Source organism: Pseudomonas sp. SDT291_1_S447, assembly GCF_054070155.1.
In genome coordinates this window covers 1-18,350 of record NZ_JBSVXS010000049.1, presented here as the reverse complement: position 1 = coordinate 18,350, position 18,350 = coordinate 1, and the positions used below count along the sequence as shown (strand labels likewise).

At 59.0% G+C, this 18,350-nt stretch carries 18 protein-coding genes; 12 read left to right on the top strand and 6 right to left on the bottom strand.

Annotation, left to right across the window (positions count from 1 at the left end; all coding sequences use genetic code 11):
• Positions 1-233: 233 nt before the first annotated feature.
• Both ACW9IR_RS16615 and ACW9IR_RS16610 read left to right on the top strand, forming a co-directional pair.
• Entirely contained in the window at positions 234-665 is a 432-nt protein-coding gene (locus tag ACW9IR_RS16615; RefSeq protein WP_102902590.1) for an OsmC family protein, read from the top strand.
• A 259-nt stretch (positions 666-924) separates the two neighbouring features.
• Positions 925-1,164, top strand: a complete 240-nt coding sequence (locus ACW9IR_RS16610) for a DUF1161 domain-containing protein (protein ID WP_008081158.1) — start codon at positions 925-927, stop codon at positions 1,162-1,164.
• Positions 1,165-1,170: 6 nt separating this feature from the next.
• Here the strand turns inward: ACW9IR_RS16610 and ACW9IR_RS16605 are convergent, their stop codons facing one another.
• Positions 1,171-1,590, bottom strand: a complete 420-nt coding sequence (locus tag ACW9IR_RS16605) for a PA0061/PA0062 family lipoprotein (protein WP_457464244.1) — start codon at positions 1,588-1,590, stop codon at positions 1,171-1,173.
• Positions 1,591-1,630: 40 nt separating this feature from the next.
• A complete protein-coding gene (locus tag ACW9IR_RS16600; protein ID WP_457464242.1) occupies positions 1,631-2,053 on the bottom strand; it encodes a PA0061/PA0062 family lipoprotein in 423 nt (140 codons plus the stop codon).
• Positions 2,054-2,112: 59 nt separating this feature from the next.
• Here ACW9IR_RS16600 and ACW9IR_RS16595 point away from each other — a divergent pair, with 59 nt between their 5' ends.
• Positions 2,113-3,195 carry an aminopeptidase gene (locus tag ACW9IR_RS16595; RefSeq protein WP_457464240.1) on the top strand — a complete coding sequence of 361 codons (1,083 nt, stop codon included), beginning with the start codon at positions 2,113-2,115 and terminating at the stop codon, positions 3,193-3,195.
• 93 nt (positions 3,196-3,288) lie between these two features.
• Here the strand turns inward: ACW9IR_RS16595 and ACW9IR_RS16590 are convergent, their stop codons facing one another.
• Both ACW9IR_RS16590 and ACW9IR_RS16585 read right to left on the bottom strand, forming a co-directional pair.
• A complete protein-coding gene (locus tag ACW9IR_RS16590; protein WP_457464238.1) occupies positions 3,289-3,939 on the bottom strand; it encodes an HAD family hydrolase in 651 nt (216 codons plus the stop codon).
• Positions 3,940-3,968: 29 nt separating this feature from the next.
• On the bottom strand, positions 3,969-4,514 hold the full coding sequence (locus tag ACW9IR_RS16585; protein WP_457464236.1) for a gamma carbonic anhydrase family protein: 546 nt from the start codon (positions 4,512-4,514) through the stop codon (positions 3,969-3,971).
• Between the two features lie 88 nt (positions 4,515-4,602).
• Here ACW9IR_RS16585 and prlC point away from each other — a divergent pair, with 88 nt between their 5' ends.
• From prlC to ACW9IR_RS16570, 3 genes are all read left to right on the top strand, one after another.
• Positions 4,603-6,654, top strand: a complete 2,052-nt coding sequence (gene prlC, locus ACW9IR_RS16580) for an oligopeptidase A (RefSeq protein WP_457464234.1) — start codon at positions 4,603-4,605, stop codon at positions 6,652-6,654.
• On the top strand, positions 6,651-6,941 hold the full coding sequence (locus ACW9IR_RS16575; RefSeq protein WP_016983445.1) for a YheV family putative zinc ribbon protein: 291 nt from the start codon (positions 6,651-6,653) through the stop codon (positions 6,939-6,941). Before prlC ends, ACW9IR_RS16575 begins: the two co-directional genes overlap by 4 nt.
• Before the next feature lie 111 nt (positions 6,942-7,052).
• The gene (locus ACW9IR_RS16570; RefSeq protein ID WP_457464232.1) at positions 7,053-9,098 is read left to right on the top strand and encodes a M3 family metallopeptidase; all 2,046 of its coding nucleotides are present in this window, start codon (positions 7,053-7,055) and stop codon (positions 9,096-9,098) included.
• Here the strand turns inward: ACW9IR_RS16570 and ACW9IR_RS16565 are convergent.
• A complete protein-coding gene (locus tag ACW9IR_RS16565) occupies positions 9,085-9,729 on the bottom strand; it encodes a dual specificity protein phosphatase family protein (RefSeq protein ID WP_150708348.1) in 645 nt (214 codons plus the stop codon). The two genes, ACW9IR_RS16570 and ACW9IR_RS16565, sit on opposite strands and share 14 nt — an antisense overlap.
• A 302-nt stretch (positions 9,730-10,031) precedes the next feature.
• On the opposite strand from ACW9IR_RS16565, the gene ACW9IR_RS16560 reads away from it, so the two are divergent.
• The 4 genes from ACW9IR_RS16560 (at position 10,032) to ACW9IR_RS16545 (ending at position 15,012) form a co-directional block, all read left to right on the top strand.
• Positions 10,032-10,778, top strand: coding sequence for a gluconate 2-dehydrogenase subunit 3 family protein (locus ACW9IR_RS16560; protein WP_102902581.1), 747 nt, complete (start codon positions 10,032-10,034; stop codon positions 10,776-10,778).
• 2 nt (positions 10,779-10,780) lie between these two features.
• Complete coding sequence (locus ACW9IR_RS16555; RefSeq protein WP_105704785.1) at positions 10,781-12,565, top strand: GMC family oxidoreductase; 1,785 nt, start codon at positions 10,781-10,783, stop codon at positions 12,563-12,565.
• A 12-nt stretch (positions 12,566-12,577) separates the two neighbouring features.
• Complete coding sequence (locus tag ACW9IR_RS16550) at positions 12,578-13,879, top strand: c-type cytochrome (RefSeq protein WP_095119631.1); 1,302 nt, start codon at positions 12,578-12,580, stop codon at positions 13,877-13,879.
• A gap of 74 nt (positions 13,880-13,953) precedes the next feature.
• Complete coding sequence (locus tag ACW9IR_RS16545) at positions 13,954-15,012, top strand: PA0069 family radical SAM protein (RefSeq protein ID WP_457464228.1); 1,059 nt, start codon at positions 13,954-13,956, stop codon at positions 15,010-15,012.
• Positions 15,013-15,117: 105 nt separating this feature from the next.
• Here ACW9IR_RS16545 and ACW9IR_RS16540 read toward each other — a convergent pair whose 3' ends face one another.
• On the bottom strand, positions 15,118-15,447 hold the full coding sequence (locus ACW9IR_RS16540; RefSeq protein WP_102902577.1) for a hypothetical protein: 330 nt from the start codon (positions 15,445-15,447) through the stop codon (positions 15,118-15,120).
• Between the two features lie 473 nt (positions 15,448-15,920).
• On the opposite strand from ACW9IR_RS16540, the gene ACW9IR_RS16535 reads away from it, so the two are divergent.
• Positions 15,921-16,649, top strand: a complete 729-nt coding sequence (locus ACW9IR_RS16535) for a carbonic anhydrase (RefSeq protein ID WP_102902576.1) — start codon at positions 15,921-15,923, stop codon at positions 16,647-16,649.
• Positions 16,650-16,739: 90 nt separating this feature from the next.
• Positions 16,740-18,266 (top strand): SulP family inorganic anion transporter, encoded by a 1,527-nt coding sequence (locus ACW9IR_RS16530; RefSeq protein WP_016983437.1) that lies wholly within the window; start codon positions 16,740-16,742, stop codon positions 18,264-18,266.
• Positions 18,267-18,350 lie beyond the last annotated feature (84 nt).

Below are 18,350 nucleotides of genomic sequence, written 5' to 3'. Positions count from 1 at the left end.
GTCTCCGAGTCGGGAGGCAGGTTGTTGATACGAACGAAAACCTGCCGAATTCATAAGCGTGTTTTATGCAATGAGGGCATATACCCGAGTTTCAATAGCCGAGTCGAAATTTCCTACTAAAAAAGTCAACGATTCAACCGGGCTGAACTTTGTTCCGGCGTCTATCCTCAGAAGCCTTGCAAGTAAAAACCACGACGACGCGGCGTTTCCGCGCCAGAGACGAGGAGGAAGACATGGCTATCGTGAAGAAAGCATCGGCACATTGGGCAGGTGATCTGAAAACCGGTATCGGCTCGATTTCCACTGAAACCGGCGTACTCAAAGAAGCCCCCTACGGTTTCAAGGCGCGCTTCGAAGGCGGCAAGGGCACCAACCCGGAAGAACTGATCGGCGCGGCGCATGCCGGTTGTTTCTCCATGGCGTTTTCGATGATTCTGGGTGATGCGGGCCTGAAGGCCGACAGCATCGATACCAATGCGGAAGTGACCCTCGATCAGGTTGACGGCGGCTTCGCGATCACCGCGGTGAAGCTGATTCTCAAGGCGAAAATCCCGGGGGCGACGCAGGCGCAGTTCGAAGAGCTGAGCAACAAGGCCAAGGAAGGGTGCCCGGTGTCGAAAGTACTGAATGCGCAGATCAGCCTTGAGGCGACGTTGGTCAGTTAATTCGGAGTTAGCAGGTCTGACGCTATCGCGAGCAGGCTCACTCCTACAGGGAATTTCGGTCGATCACAGAGATTGTGTCCGCCGGAGATCAAATGTAGGAGTGAGCCTGCTCGCGATAGCGATCTCAACATCACCGCAAATCAGAAAGTGTGCGTACATCTTGTGAGCGAAGTCAGAACTCGTTTTGTGGAAATATGGTCGAATACGTGACAGCAGCTTCAGCGCACACCCGTGCGCGCTGCCTCAGGGAGCTTCACTCATGAAACGTATTGGCTTGGCGATCCTTTGCAGTGCACTGGCCACCTCGGTAGTTGCAGCACCGAAAGACTGCGAAGAACTGAGAAAAGAAATCGAAATCAAGATCCAGGCCAAAGCCGTGCCCTCGTACACGCTGGAAATCGTCAGCAAGGAAGAGGCGGCCAAACACGACATCGCCATGGTGGTGGGTTCGTGTGAGAACGGCACCAAAGCGATCATCTATCAGAAGAACGACTCCTGATAACGCTTAAGGCACGCAGTTGATCTGCCGTTCTTCGGCAACGATCTGCCCCTGACGATTGATCAATCGGGCGCTTGGCGTGAAGGCCAGCGATCGTGCTTCGAGTCGGTAACGTTGCCCGGCTTCGAAGTGGTCAAAGGGCACGGTCATGTAGCACAGGCGTTCCTGCGGATCGGTATCCATTCCCTGACCGCCGCCGAAAATCTCGAAATCGAAGCGCACCGTCAGTTCGTGGCTGCCCGGCGTGACCTGGAAAAAACGCCCGTCGCGCAGACGCTGATTATCCAGGCGTTCAGCCATCAGCACCTTGCCACCGGGTGTCGGCATCGAAAAGTCGACCCAGGCCATTTGCGGATCGACCGCTGGCAGCGGGCTCTGACAGCCGGCAAGCACACTTCCTACCAGCAACAACGTCAACCTGCGCATGATCAATGTCCTTTGATGTGGACATCCAGCATACCGCCGATCAGGTCTTCTGGCAGCCCGCCGGTGTGCCCTGCCCAACGACTTTGCGTTGCTCATCATAAAGCTTGGCCCAAGGCCGGAAACCGATGCTGCCCGCCTGCAACTGATAGCGCTGACCAGCATTGAAATCCTTGAATTTCACGTTCAACTGGCAATCGCGCCACAACGGCTCGGCGTCAGGGCCGATGTTGGTCGCCTCAACCGGGAATTGATAACGCACTTTCAATTCATGGCTGCCGGGCTGTACTTCGAAGTATCGTTTATCGATTGCGGCCTGACTGTCGACCTTGAGCGCTTGCAGGGTCGTATCCTGTTGCCGGGCATCGAGATCAATCCAGGCTTGTGAGGGGTCAGGGTCGGGCATTCCGAAATTGGCACAACCGGCCAGCGTCAGCAGGCTTCCTGACAGCATCAACATGCGCATAGCAGTGCTCCTTAAGGCGGGATAGTCTTGCGAGCAGACTCTCCGGGGGATTTCTTATTTTGATCAGGCCGTTTCCAAGCCTTGGGTTACTTGATCGCGTTTTTCGGGTTTTGTTTCCGGGTGTGTTGTTTTTGTTGCTCAACGGTTGCGCCAGCGTCAGCTATTACGCTCAGTTGGCCAGCGGTCAGTTGCAATTGCTGCAGGCGCGCGAGCCTGTGGAAAAGGTGATCAACGACCCGAACCGCGACGCGACACTGCGCGCGCACTTGGCTCAATCGCAGAAGGCCCGCGCCTTTGCCAGCGAGCATCTGCACTTGCCGGATAACCAAAGCTATCGCCTGTACGCCGACATCCATCGACCGTATGTGGTGTGGAATGTGTTCGCCACTCAGGAGTTTTCCCTGACGCCACAGAACCATTGCTTCCCGATTGCCGGTTGCGTGGCCTATCGCGGTTACTACAGCCAGAGCGCTGCGCGCGGTGAAGCGGCGATTCAGCGCTTGCAAGGCATGGACGTGTCGATCGGCGGCGTTGAGGCTTACTCGACGCTGGGCTGGTTCAACGATCCGATCCTTAACTCGATGATGGGCTGGGGCGATGAGCGCCTGGCCACGCTGATCTTTCATGAACTGGCGCATCAGCGCTTCTATGTGAAGGACGACACCGAGTTCAATGAGTCGTTTGCCACGTTTGTCGAACAGGAAGGTACGCGGCAGTGGCGGGCGTTTCGTGGGTTGCCGGCGGATACCGATTCACGGCTGAAACAACGCGATCAGTTCATTGAATTGGTGCTTGATGTGCGTTCAAGGCTTGAAAAGTTGTATGCCCAGGCTCTGCCAATCGATCAGATGCGCGAACGCAAAGCGGCCGAGTTCGAGCAGTTTCGCCGCGATTATCGGCTGATGAGGGACAGTCAGTGGGCCGGCGACAAGCGTTATGACACCTGGGTGAATGCGCCGCTGAACAATGCGCGGTTGTTGCCGTTTGGGCTGTATGACCAGTGGGTGCCGGCGTTTGCGGCGTTGTACAAGCAAGTCGGGAGGGATTGGCTGAGCTTTTATGCTGAGGTTGAGAAGTTGGGTGGGTTACCGGTGACTGAGCGTAAGGCGGCTTTGAAAATATTGGCAGACCCAAACAGTTGAGTTGATTGGGAGTAAGTCATCGCGAGCAGGCTTACTCCTACAGGGGAATGCGTTCCAAATGTGGGAGCGAGCCTGCTCGCGAAAGCAATCTAATCAGCGCTGCAAAAAGGCCTGATGCAACTCGTCCAGCGTTTCAAAGTGATAAGCCGGTGCCTCGGCGCTCAACTCTTCAAAACTGCCAAACCCATAACCGACCGCCGCAGCATCCAGCCCATTGCTGCGCGCCCCGATCAGGTCATGCTTACGATCGCCGATCATCAGCGTATTCGCCGGGTCCAGCCCTTCTTCCGCCATCAAGTGCGCAATCAGCTCAACCTTGTTGGTCCGCGTGCCGTCCAGCTCGCTGCCATAGATCACCTTGAAGTGCCGGGCGAAATCAAAGTGCCGGGCAATCTCGCGGGCAAATTCCCACGGCTTCGAAGTGGCGATATACAGCTGCCGGCCCTGCCCGTTCAGGGTTTCCAACAACGGCGTAACGCCGTCGAACACACGGTTTTCATACAGGCCAGTGACCTTGAAGCGTTCGCGGTAGAAATTCACCGCCTGCCACGCCTTGGCTTCATCAAAATCGTAGAACTGCATGAACGCCTGCAGCAGCGGTGGGCCGATGAAGTGTTCCAGCTTGGTCAGGTCCGGCTCATCGATACCGAGCTTGGCGAGGGCGAACTGGATGGAACGGGTGATGCCCTCACGCGGGTCGGTCAGGGTGCCATCAAGGTCGAACAGTACGGTTTGGTAATGCATGGGTATTCCTGAGCGGTCGCGATTTCGATTCAGAGTGTGTCGTAGCCTTCGGCCAGATGCAGATCCTTGAGCTTCACGTAGTTGGCGGCGCTGTAAGTGAAGAAAGCTCTTTCCTTGTCGCTCAACGCACGTACCTGTTTCACCGGGCTACCCACATAAAGGAAGCCACTTTGCAGATGCTTGCCCGGCGGCACCAGGCTGCCGGCGCCAATGATCACGTCGTCTTCAACCACCGCGCCGTCCATGACTATGCTGCCCATGCCGATCAATACGCGGCTACCGACGGTGCAGCCATGCAGCATGACTTTGTGGGCGATGGTCACGTCGTCGCCGATCAGCAGCGGGAAGCCGTCCGGGTTGAACGGGCTGGCGTGGGTGATGTGCAATACGCAGCCGTCCTGGACGCTGGTGCGCGCACCGATGCGGATACGGTGCATGTCGCCACGGATCACGGTCAGCGGCCAGACAGAGCTGTCTTCACCGATTTCGACGTCGCCGATCACCACCGCCGAGCTGTCGACAAATGCGCCTTTGCTCAGGCTGGGGGTGTGATTCTGGTACTTGCGAACGGACACGATAATTTCTCTCTCTGTCGCCGATAGCTGCGGATGATGCCGATTGTAATTAAGATGGGGCAATGTTTCCCCAGCCAAGGTGCCAACCGTGAGCGTGAACAACCCTCTGCTGCAGTCCTACGACCTGCCACCGTTCTCCACGATCCGTGCCGAACACGTCCTGCCCGCCATCGAAACGATCCTGGCCGACAACCGCGCCGCCATCGCCGACATCCTCAAGAGCCAAGGCCAGAACCCGACCTGGGCCGGCCTGGTCCTGGCGATGGACGAACTCAATGACCGCCTCGGCGCTGCCTGGAGCCCGGTCAGCCACCTCAACGCCGTGTGCAACAGTGCCGAGCTGCGCGAAGCCTACGAGTCGTGCCTGCCAGCCCTGAGCGCCTACTCCACCGAGATGGGCCAGAACCGCGAGCTGTTCCAAGCTTATGAAGCACTGGCCAACAGCCCGGAAGCCGCCAGTTTCGACGTGGCGCAGAAGACTATTCTGGAACACGCCCTGCGTGACTTCCGTCTGTCGGGTATCGACCTGCCGGAAGCCGAACAGAAGCGCTACGCCGAAGTGCAAAGCAAACTGTCCGAGCTGGGCAGCCGCTTCTCCAATCAACTGCTCGACGCCACCCAGGCGTGGACCAAGCATGTCACCGAAGAGGCCGCCCTCGCCGGCCTGACCGATTCGGCCAAGGCGCAAATGGCTGCCGCCGCACAGGCCAAAGGCCTCGACGGCTGGCTGATCAGCCTGGAATTCCCGAGTTACTACGCGGTGATGACCTACGCGCAAGATCGTGCGCTGCGTGAAGAAGTCTACGCCGCCTACTGCACCCGCGCCTCGGATCAAGGCCCGAATGCCGGCCAGAACGACAACGGCCCGGTGATGGAAGAGATCCTCGACCTGCGTCAGGAACTGGCCAAGTTGCTGGGTTTCGCCAGCTTCTCCGAACTGAGCCTGGCCACCAAAATGGCTGAATCCAGCGATCAGGTGCTGAGCTTCCTGCGCGATCTGGCCAAGCGCAGCAAACCGTTTGCTGCGCAGGATCTGCAACAGTTGCGCGCCTACGCCGCCGAACAAGGCTGCGCCGATCTGCAAAGCTGGGACAGCGGTTTCTACGGCGAGAAGCTGCGTGAACAACGCTACAGCGTCGCCCAGGAAACCCTGCGCGCCTACTTCCCGATCGACAAAGTGCTGGGCGGCCTGTTCGCCATCGTCCAGCGTCTGTACGGCATCGAAATCGCTGAACAGAAAGGTTTCGATACCTGGCACCCGGACGTGCGCCTGTTCGAGATCAAGGAAAACGGTCAGCACGTCGGCCGCTTCTTCTTCGATCTCTATGCCCGCGCCAACAAGCGTGGCGGTGCGTGGATGGACGGCGCGCGCGACCGTCGTCGTACCGTCGACGGCGTGCTGCAAAGCCCGGTGGCCAATCTGGTGTGCAACTTCACCCCGGCCGACAGCGGCAAGCCTGCGCTGCTGACCCACGATGAAGTGACCACGCTGTTCCACGAATTCGGCCATGGCCTGCATCACCTGCTGACCCGCGTGGATCACGCTGGTGTTTCCGGGATCAACGGCGTGGCGTGGGACGCAGTCGAGCTGCCGAGCCAGTTCATGGAAAACTGGTGCTGGGAGCCGGAAGGTCTCGCGCTGATTTCCGGCCACTACGAAAGCGGCGAGCCGCTGCCGCAGGACCTGCTGGAAAAAATGCTCGCGGCGAAGAATTTCCAGTCCGGCCTGATGATGGTCCGTCAGCTCGAGTTCTCGCTGTTCGACTTCGAATTGCACGCCACCCACGGTGACGGCCGCAGTCCGCTGCAAGTGCTCGAGGGCGTGCGTGACGAGGTGTCGGTGATGCGTCCACCGGCCTACAACCGCTTCCCCAACAGCTTCGCGCACATCTTCGCCGGCGGTTATGCGGCGGGTTACTACAGCTACAAGTGGGCTGAGGTACTGTCGGCCGATGCCTTCTCGAAATTCGAAGAAGACGGCGTGCTCAACGCTGAAACCGGTCGCGCCTTCCGCGAAGCGATTCTGGCGCGCGGCGGTTCGCAGGCGCCGATGGTGCTGTTCGTCGACTTCCGTGGCCGTGAGCCATCGATTGACGCACTGTTGCGCCACAGCGGCCTGAGTGAGGACGCGGCAGCATGAGTGAGGGGCCTGTGATTACCAAGAAACGCTTTATCGCCGGGGCAGTCTGCCCGGCGTGCAGCGAGCCGGACAAGCTGATGATGTGGAACGAGGACAGCGTGCCGCACCGTGAATGTGTGGCCTGCGGTTACTCGGATACGCTGAACGAACAAGGCCTGTCGGTTCCCAAGGAGTTGGGCACGCGAGTCAACACCAGCGCGCTCAAGCCGACGGCGGACAAGACCGTCCAGGCGGTGCAGTTTTTCCCCAATCCGAAACTGAAAAAAAAGCCTGACGAGCAACACTGAGCCACTGCCACCTTCCACCACTTGCTGGTGGAAGGTGGTAACTATGTACCGCCCTTCCCCTGCGTTTTCTCCCTAGGCTGGCACTTTCAGCCACGCCTCAAGGAAGACGCCATGCCTGACACCAATCCGCTGTTACAACACTGGACCCTGCCACCGTGGTCGGCGATACGCGCCGAGCATCTGGGGCCGGCAATCAACGTGATCGTTGCCGATAACCGCCGGATCATTGCCCAAGTAATCGCCAGCCAGACCGAGCATCCGGGCTGGGACGATCTGGTGGTGGCCGTCGATGAAGCCGATGCTCGTCTGGATGAAGCCATGGGCATCATCGAGATACTCTCGACGGTCAAAGTCGACGACGTCGATTGGCTCAGGGAAAGCGCCTTGTGCAGCCTCACCGCGGACCGATACAGGGCCGAAAAGGCCGCCAATCTGGCGTTGTATCGTACTTACCAACGGCTGGCCAACAGCTCGATCGCAGCAAGTTTCGATGGTCAGCGCCAAGCCTCGCTGGCGAAGATTCTGCGCAAGTTCCGCTTGTCCGGGATTGAACTGCCAACTGCGCAACAGCAAAAACTTGCCCGCCTGAACCGCGATATCCGGCGTCTGGAACAACTGTTCCTGAGCAATCTGGAGCAGGCCAGCGCCGCGTGGCACAAACGCATCGACGACGTCACGCAGCTCGACGGTTTGTCTGCTGCGGTGAAGGCGCGCCTGGCGCTCAATGCCAAAGAGGCAGGACACGACGGCTGGCTACTCACGCTGGATCAGAACACCTATCGGCAGATCATGACTCATGGGCAAAACAGGGCACTGCGGGAAGAGTATTTCACTGCGTGGTTCACCCGGGCATCCGATCGCGGCCGGCAGCCGGACAAAGCCGACAATGATCCGGTGCTGACGTTGCTGGTCGTCTTGCGTCACGAGAAAGCCAGATTGCTGGGGTACGAGAATTTCGTCCAGTTTCGCCTTGAAAACCGCATGGCCACCTCGCCTGAGCAAGTCGGCACCTTTGTCCGCCAGCAAGCCGCGTTGAATACCCCGGCTTTGCTGCGCGACGCCCAGGCTCTGAACGCATTCGCGCTGACACAGGGGATTGCGCCAGTACAGCCATGGGATGAAGACTTTCTCGCCGAGCAGTTACGCCTCCAACAATTGAACGGTGCACTCAAGGGCCTGCGTCAGTATTTTCCGCTCGAGGGTACGTTGCGCCGGCTCTGTCAGTTCAGCGAGCGTATGTTCGGTGTCGATATCATCGAACAGACGTCTGCCGAGCACTGGCATGAAAGCATTCGGCTATTGGAGGTGCGCGAACACGGGCAAGTGATCGGGCATATCTACATCGACCCTTATCACCGCGATGATGCCGCCGATTACGCGTTCACCAGCGCCTTGCGCATCCGCCGGGTCAATGCCGAAGGACGCCCATCACTGCCGATTGCCCGCCTTTACAGCAACTTTCCCGCCGCCACAGACGAGCATCCTTGCCTGCTCTCCCACGAAAATCTGCGGGTGCTGTTCCACGAGTTCGGCCACTGCTTGCAACATGTTCTGACGCGCTCGCCCCATCGCAACCTGTCGGGGATATCCCAGTTGGGCCGCGATACGGCCGAGTTCGCCGGGCAACTGCTCGAACACTGGTGCCTGTCACCCGAGTTTCTGGTGTGGCTGGGGGCTCATTATCAGAGCGGCGAGCGGTTGACGTTGGCGCGAGTCAACACAGCCCTGACGGCCATTGGTGCTCACACCAGCCGGACAACTGCCATGCTGTTGATGTCAGCATTATTTGATCTGCAGTTACATCGCAGCCATGGCGATGGTCGCAGCATCGAGCAAATATTCGAGGACGTGCAACGCGAGAACCCGCACCTGCAAATGTCGGGCTATTACCGCTTCGCCTATGGATTTGACTACCTGGCGACCGGCTATGAGGCATCGGTCTATGCCTACAAATGGTCAGGCGTACTGGCTAGCGAAGTGTTCAAACGGTTTCAACGCGAAGGCCTGTTCGCCCCCCAGACGGGACGGGATTTTCGCGAGGCGTTCTTCTCCCCCGGCGATTCCCGCTCATTGCTGAACTCGGCACATGCGTTTCTTGGCGAGCCGGTCAATGCACAACTGTTTGCAGCGGCGACACCTGCGGTTACTTCAGATTGACCGTCTGAAACCAGCTCTTCATCGAGCAGGTCGCGAACGCGCTGGTGCTGCAATCGCCATTAGCCAGCGCGGTGCGCAGCTTGTCGACATCGGCCTGCATCATGTAGCGCACGCTCTCGCGAAAATGCCCGCTTTCACCAAAGCCGCCCTGGGTCATTTCGCTCAAGGCGTCTTCTTTGCTCCAGCCCTGCACCACAACGCGATACATCGCCGCCATCAACCCGGTGCGGTCAGAACCGTGCTTGCAATGCATCAGCACCGGGCCGCTGGCCTCTGCAGTCTGAATCGCACGCAGGGTCTTGAGTACATCGGCGTCGTCAACGTGATTGGTGCGATAGGGCAATTGCACTTGATTGATGCCGGAGTCGGACAACCAGTTGCTGTCTGCTTCCGGTAGAAAGTTGATCACCGTGGCGACCTTGAGATTTTTCAGCAACGGCACCGCGCCGTCATCCGGCAACGCGCTGCGATAGAGCGTCGGCGACATCTGGAACAGGTTGTATTGCACTTCGACCGGTTGCGCCCACTCAGTCGGGCGAACCGTCGATGCCGTCTGCGCCTGGACCGCTATCGAGGGCAACAGCGCTAAAAACGATAAACACAAAGCCGGGAAAAAACGCACTCGGGACATGCTGGGGTGACCGTGTCGGGATTCATGATGAGGAGAAACACAGCTTCGGCGTCGGGCGGTCAAAGCCCTGTGAGGCGCCTGTCAAAGAAACGTGAATCCGCATGCTTTCCAGCACTGCCGTAAAGAAAACCGGTGTTTTTTCCGCTGAATCGGTTTATCCGGAAGCTTAGCCTGCTACCATTTGTCACATCATGTTGCAGACGCGTCCCCTTTCTCCGGGTCAGACCGGATCCGTCTCGACGAAAATTCCTCAAGCCGCTCGCAGAAGCGGCTGTCTCCTAATGCCTGATGAGGTGCACCCCATGTCTGATGAAGATCGAGACAACCCGCGGCGTGAGTTTTTGCGCAAATCCCTGACCCTGATTCCGGTGGTCACTTTGGCCGGTACCGGTCTGGGCAGCAGCGTCCTGCAAGCGGCACCTGAAACCGCACCTGCTGCGCCCGCGCCGCAATCGGTGCGCACTGATGCCAGCGCTTACCAACCGAGCTATTTCACCGCTGAGGAATGGGCGTTTATCAATGCCGCCGTCGCGCAATTGATCCCCAACGATGCCCAAGGCCCGGGTGCGCTCGAAGCCGGTGTACCGGAATACATCGACCGCCAGATGAACACGCCGTACGCCGCGGGTGCCCTTTGGTACATGCAGGGCCCATTCAATGCTGACGCCGCTCCCGAGATGGGCTGGCAGAGCAAACTGGTACCCAAAGAGATCTACCGCCTCGGCATCGCCGCCACGGATCAGTGGGCAAAATCCCTCAACGGTAAAGTATTTGCTGAGCAAGACAGCGCTACCCGGGACGATTTGCTCAAGCAACTTGAAGCTGGCAAGCCGCAATTCGACGCGGTTCCGGCAAAGATTTTCTTCAATCTGCTGCTGCAAAACACCAAGGAAGGGTTCTTCTGCGACCCGATCCACGGCGGCAACAAAGGCATGGTCGGCTGGACCATGATCGGCTTCCCCGGCGCCCGCGCCGATTTCATGGATTGGGTGGAACGCAACGAGCAATACCCCTTCCCGGCAGTTTCGATTCGCGGCGAGAGGGCGTAAGCATGGCAACGGTAATGAAGAAGGTTGACGCAGTCATCGTCGGTTTTGGCTGGACCGGCGCGATCATGGCCAAGGAATTGACCGAAGCGGGCCTCAACGTGCTGGCGCTGGAGCGCGGGCCGATGCAGGACACCTACCCCGACGGCAACTATCCGCAGGTGATCGACGAACTCACCTACAGCGTGCGCAAAAAACTCTTTCAGGACATCTCCAAAGAGACCGTCACCATTCGTCATAGCGTCAACGACATCGCCCTGCCGAACCGCCAGTTGGGCGCGTTCCTGCCGGGCAATGGCGTCGGCGGTGCCGGCCTGCACTGGTCGGGAGTGCACTTCCGGGTCGATCCGATCGAGTTGCGCATGCGCAGCCACTACGAAGAGCGCTACGGCAAAAGCTTTATCCCCAAGGACATGACCATCCAGGACTTCGGCGTCAGCTATGAAGAACTGGAGCCGTTCTTCGATTTCGCCGAAAAAGTCTTCGGCACCTCGGGTCAGGCCTGGACGGTGAAGGGCCAACTGGTCGGTCAGGGCAAGGGTGGCAACCCATACGCGCCGGATCGTTCCAACCCGTTCCCGCTGGAGGCGCAGAAGAACACGGTGTCCGCACAGCTGTTCGGCAAAGCGGCGACTGAAGTCGGTTACAAACCCTACAACCTGCCATCCGCGAATACGTCCGGGCCGTACACCAATCCCTACGGCGCGCAAATGGGTCCGTGCAACTTCTGCGGTTTCTGCAGCGGTTATGTCTGCTACATGTACTCCAAGGCCTCGCCGAACGTGAACATTCTGCCGGCGCTGAAACCGTTGCCGAATTTCGAGCTGAGGCCTAACTCGCACGTACTGCGGGTCAACCTCGACAGCACGAAATCCAAAGCCACCGGCGTGACCTACATCGACGGACAGGGTCGCGAGATCGAGCAACCGGCGGATCTGGTGATCCTCGGCGCGTTCCAGTTGCACAACGTGCGTCTGATGCTGCTCTCCGGCATCGGCAAACCGTACGACCCGATCACCGGTGAAGGCGTGGTCGGGCGTAACTTCGCCTACCAGAACATGGCGACCATCAAGGCGTTCTTCGACAAGGACACCCACACCAACAACTTCATCGGCGCCGGCGGTAACGGCGTGGCGCTGGACGATTTCAACGCCGACAACTTCGACCACGGCCCGCACGGCTTCGTCGGCGGCTCGCCGATGTGGGTCAACCAGGCTGGCAGCCGACCGATTGCCGGCACCTCGAACCCGCCGGGCACTCCGGCCTGGGGCAGTGACTGGAAACGCGCGACCGCCGATTACTACACCCATCAGGTGTCGATGGACGCCCACGGCGCGCATCAGTCCTACCGTGGCAACTACCTCGATCTCGATCCGGTGTACCGCGATGCCTACGGTTTGCCGCTGCTGCGGATGACCTTCGACTGGCAGGAAAACGACATCAAGATGAACCGCTTCATGGTCGAGAAAATGGGCAAGGTCGCCGAAGCGATGGGGCCGAAAGCGATTGCAGTGATCGGCAAGAAAGTCGGTGACCACTTCAACACCGCGTCTTACCAGACCACCCACCTTAACGGTGGCGCGATCATGGGCACCGATCCGAAGAAGAGCGCGCTGAACCGCTACCTGCAGAGTTGGGACGTTCACAACGTCTTCGTTCCGGGCGCCTCGGCGTTCCCGCAGGGTCTTGGCTACAACCCGACCGGACTGGTTGCCGCACTGACCTATTGGTCGGCGAAGGCGATCCGCGAGCAGTACCTGAAAAACCCCGGCCCGCTGGTTCAGGCTTAAGGAGCGACGACCATGAAAAATCTCGTTATCGCGACTTTGGCGCTGCTCGGCAGTGCCTCGATCCATGCGGCCGACGTTGATCAAGCTTTGATCAAACAAGGCGAATACCTTGCCCGCGCCGGTGACTGCGTGGCTTGCCACACCGCCAAGAACGGCAAACCGTTCGCCGGTGGTCTGCCGATGGAAACGCCGATCGGCACGATCTACTCGACCAACATCACCCCGGATAAAACCGGCGTCGGTGAATACAGCTTCGAAGACTTCGATCAGGCCGTGCGCCATGGCGTCGCCAAAAACGGCAGTACCTTGTACCCGGCGATGCCGTATCCGTCCTATGCCCGTGTCAGCGAAACCGACATGCAAGCGCTGTACGCGTACTTCATGCACGGTGTCGCACCGGTCGCGCAGGAGAACAAGGCCAGCGACATCCCGTGGCCGTTGAGCATGCGCTGGCCGCTGATGGGCTGGCGCTGGATGTTTGCGCCGAAGGTCGAGGACTACAAGGCGACCGGTGACGACGCCGTCATCAACCGTGGCGCCTATCTGGTCGAAGGCCTGGGCCATTGCGGTGCCTGTCACACACCGCGCGCGCTGACCATGCAGGAAAAATCCTTGAGCGCGGCCGATGGCAGTAACTTTCTGGCAGGCAGCGCGCCGTTGGAAGGCTGGATCGCCAAAAGCCTGCGCGGTGATCACAAGGACGGTCTGGGCAGTTGGAGCGAAGAGCAACTGGTGCAATTCCTCAAGACCGGGCGCAGCGATCGCAGCGCGGTGTTCGGCGGGATGAGCGATGTGGTCACCCACAGCATGCAATACATGACCGATGCCGACCTGACAGCGATTGCCCGCTACCTCAAATCGCTGCCGGCCACTGATCCGAACGATCAACCGCATCAGTACGATGAGAAAGCCGCCAAAGCCCTGTGGAATGGTGACGACAGCCAGCGCGGAGCGGCCGTGTACATCGACAACTGCGCGGCGTGCCATCGCACCGACGGCCACGGCTACACCCGCGTGTTCCCGGCGCTGGCGGGCAATCCGGTGCTGCAATCGGACGATCCGACTTCGCTGATCCATATCGTGCTCAAGGGCGGTACGCTGCCAGCGACGCACACTGCGCCTTCGACCTTCACCATGCCGGGTTTCGCCTGGCGCCTGTCGGATCAGGAAGTGGCGGATGTGGTGAGTTTCATCCGCGGCAGTTGGGGCAACAAAGGCACGCCAGTGAGTACCGCCGATGTCGCCGAACTGCGCAAGGAAGATATGAAACACACCTCCAGCGATGACCTCGGTCAGGTGACGCAACACAACTGACCAGTCGCCCGACGGCACTAGCCAGACGCGCAACGCCCCGATACTGTGTGCATATACAGTATCGGGGCGTTTTCATGTCTACTCCATTGCCACCTCGCGGTCGCGGCACCGCGACCAACCCGCACAACCGCTTCGCACCGAACCGTTCGGTAGCCGAGGATGACGGCTGGTTTCAGGAAGTGCCGCTGACGCAAGGTACTGAAGTGATGATCGAAACCGCCAAAACCATCATTACCCGCAACACTTCACCGGATCTGCCTTTCGACCGTTCGATCAACCCCTATCGAGGCTGCGAACACGGCTGCATCTATTGTTATGCGCGGCCCAGCCACGCCTATTGGGACATGTCACCGGGGCTGGATTTCGAAACGAAACTGATCGCCAAGACCAACGCCGCCCAAGTGCTGGAAGAACAGCTCGGGAAAAAAGGCTATCAATGCGCGCCGATCAATCTCGGCTCCAATACCGACCCGTATCAGCCGATCGAACGCGAATACAAGATCACCCGGCAGACCCTTGAGGTGCTCTTGCGCTATCGGCACCCAGTGACCATCGTCACCAAGGGTTCGCTGATCCTGCGCGACCTCGACCTGCTCACTCGGTTGGCAGAGCAACGGCTGGTAGCCGTGATGATCAGCCTGACCACGCTGGATGACGAGCTCAAACGCATCCTGGAACCGCGTGCCGCCGCACCCAAAGCGCGGTTGCGAGCCATTCGGGTGATGCGCGAGGCCGGCATTCCGGTGGGCGTGCTGTGTTCGCCGATGATCCCGATGATCAACGACAGCGAAATCGAAAACCTGCTCACCGAAGCCCACGCCGCCGGTGCGCAAAGCGCTGCCTACATGATGTTGCGTCTGCCGCTGGAAGTGGCGCCACTGTTCGAAGAATGGCTGGCAGCGCACTATCCGCAACGTGCCGCGCATGTGCTGAGCCTGATCCGCCAGAGCCGTGGCGGCGAGCTCTACGACAGCCGTTTCGGTGCGCGGATGCGTGGTGAAGGGGTATTCGCCGACCTGCTCGCGCAGCGATTTGCCAAAGCCATAAAGCGTCTTGGCATGAATCATCGCGAAGGCTACAACCTCGATTGCACGGCCTTCTGTCCGCCGGGTCGCCAGATGGCATTGATCTAAGAGCAACTGGCTAAGCGCTGAGTCAACGCAACCAATCGAAATGAACGAATGAAATACTTGAAAGCCGAGGCCAACATGAAAGTTCACGCTGACCTCGGCGATGACTCAGGGCTTGATAATGCTGTTATACGCCTTGGCCAGGGCTGCCAGTTTCGCTGTGTCTTGAGAATCAATATCGCCGTCGCCGTCGATGTCGCTTGCGACAGGTGCAACGTTAAACGTTCTACCGCGATTGCGCGAGATGGCCCCTACTATCCTGGAATCTACCAGCGTCTCCGTCACTTCATTAGTGAGAGGGTCGCGATGCTCTTGTTTGGTCGCCAATTGCATCGTAATCAAAATGTCAGATCTTGAACCGTTAGCGTGTAAACCCTCAATCACTGTGCGATCGAGGAAGATGCCTCGAACACTTTTTCCACGCGCAATACTTGTCATTTAAAACTCCATTTTTATCTGATTTGCCATCATGGCAGCGCTCATAATACGAGCCGATTGCTAAAAAACCATCGCACATCTGTTTCGTAAAATATGTATCGCAAGGAGTCTTGTTGACTGACCTCTTGAACAGATCGGACCATACCTGCACCGGACGGAACGGGCATACGCACGCGCACGCAGGGATTGTTGATCCGCCTTCTGTCCGCCGGGTCGCCAGATGTCGTTGATTTAGCGACAATTGGCCTATGGTTGAGGGGTTGGAATCCTTCCGCGGAAAACACCCAGTCACGTTTTTTGTGACCTGGAACACACGTTCTAGAGCGTTTGATTCAGTTTGAGTTAAGTTTCGGCGGCTACCTTGTTCATCGAGTGACTGACGGGTCGGGATGACCCGGATGTTTTAAACAGCCACTGGCTTCATACCGGAATACATGGGAACGACTCCCCTAATCCGCCAGAGAGGATGAATCATGAGTGACAAGGATAAACAGCCGTTGGCTGCGTCGGGGCAAACCCCTGAAGCGGAATCCGCCGATGCAGCGCTGCGCCAGATCGTAGACGGCTTTTTGCATTTTCATCATGAGGTCTTCCCACAGCAGGAAGAACTCTTCAAGAAACTCGCCACGGCCCAGGCGCCCAAGGCGATGTTCATCACCTGCGCCGACTCGCGCATCGTCCCCGAGCTGATTACCCACAGCTCGCCCGGCGATCTGTTCGTGACCCGTAACGTCGGCAACGTCGTGCCGCCTTACGGGCAGATGAACGGCGGCGTTTCCACCGCGATCGAATACGCGGTACTGGCGCTCGGCGTGCAGCACATCATTATCTGCGGCCACTCCGATTGCGGCGCCATGCGTGCGGTGCTCAATCCGGACAGCCTGGAAAAAATGCCGACGGTCAAAGCCTGGCTGCGCCACGCTGAAGTCGCGAAAACCATGGTGCATGAAAACTGTAACTGCGCCGACGAAAAAGAAAGCATGCCGATCCTCACCGAGGAAAACGTCATCGCCCAATTGCAGCACTTGCGTACCCATCCTTCGGTAGCCTCGCGCATGGCGAACGGTCATTTGTTCATCCATGGCTGGGTCTACGACATCGAAACCAGCGAAATCAAAGCTTACGACGCGGATCAGGGACGTTTCCTGCCGCTCGACGGTAGCCATCCGATTCCGGTGGCGACGCCCAAAGCGCGCTTCTAAATCTTCCTAAACATCTGTGTGGTTTGACGCCGGCCGCTGTTTCAGCGGTTCGGCGAAGCCATGCCTGAAGAAAACTTCGGGAGAATCGCCATGCGTGCGGCTCAATTGAAAGCGGTGTTGCCACGGGAGTTGCTCGCTTCAGTGGTTGTGTTTCTGGTCGCGTTGCCGCTGTGCATGGGTATCGCGATTGCGTCAGGGTTGCCACCGGCCAAGGGTTTGATCACCGGGATCATCGGCGGTCTGGTGGTCGGTTGGCTGGCGGGCTCGCCGTTGCAGGTCAGCGGGCCGGCTGCGGGCCTGGCGGTGTTGGTCTTTGAACTGGTACGCCAGCACGGCATCGAGATGCTCGGGCCGATTCTGCTGCTCGCCGGTTTTCTGCAACTGGTCGCCGGGCGCTTGAAGCTCGGTTGCTGGTTTCGGGTCACGGCGCCAGCGGTGGTCTACGGCATGCTGGCGGGGATTGGCGTGTTGATTGTGCTGTCACAGGTGCATGTGATGCTCGATGCGTCACCGAAGCCTTCTGGCCTGGATAACCTTACGGCGTTCCCGGCGGCGGTGGCGCAGGCCTTGCCGTCGTTCGGCTGGCAGGCCGGGTTGCTCGGGCTGTCGACGATTGCAGTGATGTGGCTCTGGGAGAAATTTCGCCCGCATTCGTTGCGCTTCGTTCCGGGTGCATTGCTCGGTGTCGGTCTGGCGACCGGGGCAAGTCTGTTGCTCGCTTTGCAGGTCAAGCGCGTTGAAGTACCGGCGAATCTGGCGGAGGCCATCGATTGGTTGAAACCTGCGGACCTGCTTAGCCTTGCCGATCCGACTCTGCTGATTGCTGCGTTTGCGGTGGCGTTTATCGCCAGCGCGGAAACGTTGTTGTCTGCCGCAGCGGTGGATCGCATGCACAGCGGCGTGCGTTCGGATTTCGACCGCGAACTGTCGGCGCAAGGTGTCGGCAACATGCTCTGCGGTCTGCTCGGCGCGCTGCCGATGACCGGGGTAATCGTGCGCAGTTCGGCCAACGTCCAAGCCGGCGCGACCACGCGTTATTCGACGATCTTCCATGGTCTGTGGCTGCTGGCGTTCGTGCTGTTGCTGTCGAGTGTGCTGCAAAGCATTCCGGTGGCGAGTCTGGCCGGTGTGCTGGTTTACACCGGGTTCAAACTGGTCGATCTCAAAGCGTTTCGAGGCCTGGGACGTTATGGGCGCATGCCGATGTTCACCTATGCAGCGACAGCGCTGGCGATCATCTTCACTGACCTGCTGACGGGCGTGTTGATCGGTTTCGGTCTGACGATGTTGAAACTGGCGTTCAAGGCTTCGCGCCTGAAGATCAGCCTGATCGATCTGCCGCAGGACGGCGAGATGGAGTTGCGTCTGGTCGGTGCGGCGACATTCCTCAAGGTGCCGGCGCTGACGCAAGTGCTGGGCAGTATTCCGCAGGGCACGACGGTGCATGTGCCGCTCAATAACCTGAGCTACATCGACCATTCGTGTCTGGAGTTGCTGGAGGAGTGGGGCCGGGCGAATGCGGCGAAGGGGTCGAAGCTGTTGATTGAGTCGCGCGGGTTGAAGCGCAGGCTTGAGGGACGGATTCGCACAACAACAGGTATCGGTGCGGCCGGCTAAACTTTCCCGCCTGAACATAAACCCTGTAGGAGTGAGCCTGCTCGCGATGGCGGTGGGTCAGTCAACAGAGATGTTGATTGATCT

Bases quoted from the DNA above. Each gene is read 5' to 3' on its own strand.
- ACW9IR_RS16565 (WP_150708348.1), bottom strand. From the start codon at position 9,729: ATGTCCCGAGTGCGTTTTTTCCCGGCTTTGTGTTTATCGTTTTTAGCG.
- ACW9IR_RS16530 (WP_016983437.1), top strand. From the start codon at position 16,740: ATGCGTGCGGCTCAATTGAAAGCGGTGTTGCCACGGGAGTTGCTCGCT.
- ACW9IR_RS16610 (WP_008081158.1), top strand. From the start codon at position 925: ATGAAACGTATTGGCTTGGCGATCCTTTGCAGTGCACTGGCCACCTCG.
- ACW9IR_RS16555 (WP_105704785.1), top strand. From the start codon at position 10,781: ATGGCAACGGTAATGAAGAAGGTTGACGCAGTCATCGTCGGTTTTGGC.
- ACW9IR_RS16615 (WP_102902590.1), top strand. From the start codon at position 234: ATGGCTATCGTGAAGAAAGCATCGGCACATTGGGCAGGTGATCTGAAA.
- ACW9IR_RS16600 (WP_457464242.1), bottom strand. From the start codon at position 2,053: ATGCGCATGTTGATGCTGTCAGGAAGCCTGCTGACGCTGGCCGGTTGT.
- ACW9IR_RS16540 (WP_102902577.1), bottom strand. From the start codon at position 15,447: ATGACAAGTATTGCGCGTGGAAAAAGTGTTCGAGGCATCTTCCTCGAT.
- ACW9IR_RS16545 (WP_457464228.1), top strand. From the start codon at position 13,954: ATGTCTACTCCATTGCCACCTCGCGGTCGCGGCACCGCGACCAACCCG.
- ACW9IR_RS16605 (WP_457464244.1), bottom strand. From the start codon at position 1,590: ATGCGCAGGTTGACGTTGTTGCTGGTAGGAAGTGTGCTTGCCGGCTGT.
- ACW9IR_RS16570 (WP_457464232.1), top strand. From the start codon at position 7,053: ATGCCTGACACCAATCCGCTGTTACAACACTGGACCCTGCCACCGTGG.
- ACW9IR_RS16575 (WP_016983445.1), top strand. From the start codon at position 6,651: ATGAGTGAGGGGCCTGTGATTACCAAGAAACGCTTTATCGCCGGGGCA.
- ACW9IR_RS16550 (WP_095119631.1), top strand. From the start codon at position 12,578: ATGAAAAATCTCGTTATCGCGACTTTGGCGCTGCTCGGCAGTGCCTCG.
- ACW9IR_RS16590 (WP_457464238.1), bottom strand. From the start codon at position 3,939: ATGCATTACCAAACCGTACTGTTCGACCTTGATGGCACCCTGACCGAC.
- ACW9IR_RS16560 (WP_102902581.1), top strand. From the start codon at position 10,032: ATGTCTGATGAAGATCGAGACAACCCGCGGCGTGAGTTTTTGCGCAAA.
- ACW9IR_RS16535 (WP_102902576.1), top strand. From the start codon at position 15,921: ATGAGTGACAAGGATAAACAGCCGTTGGCTGCGTCGGGGCAAACCCCT.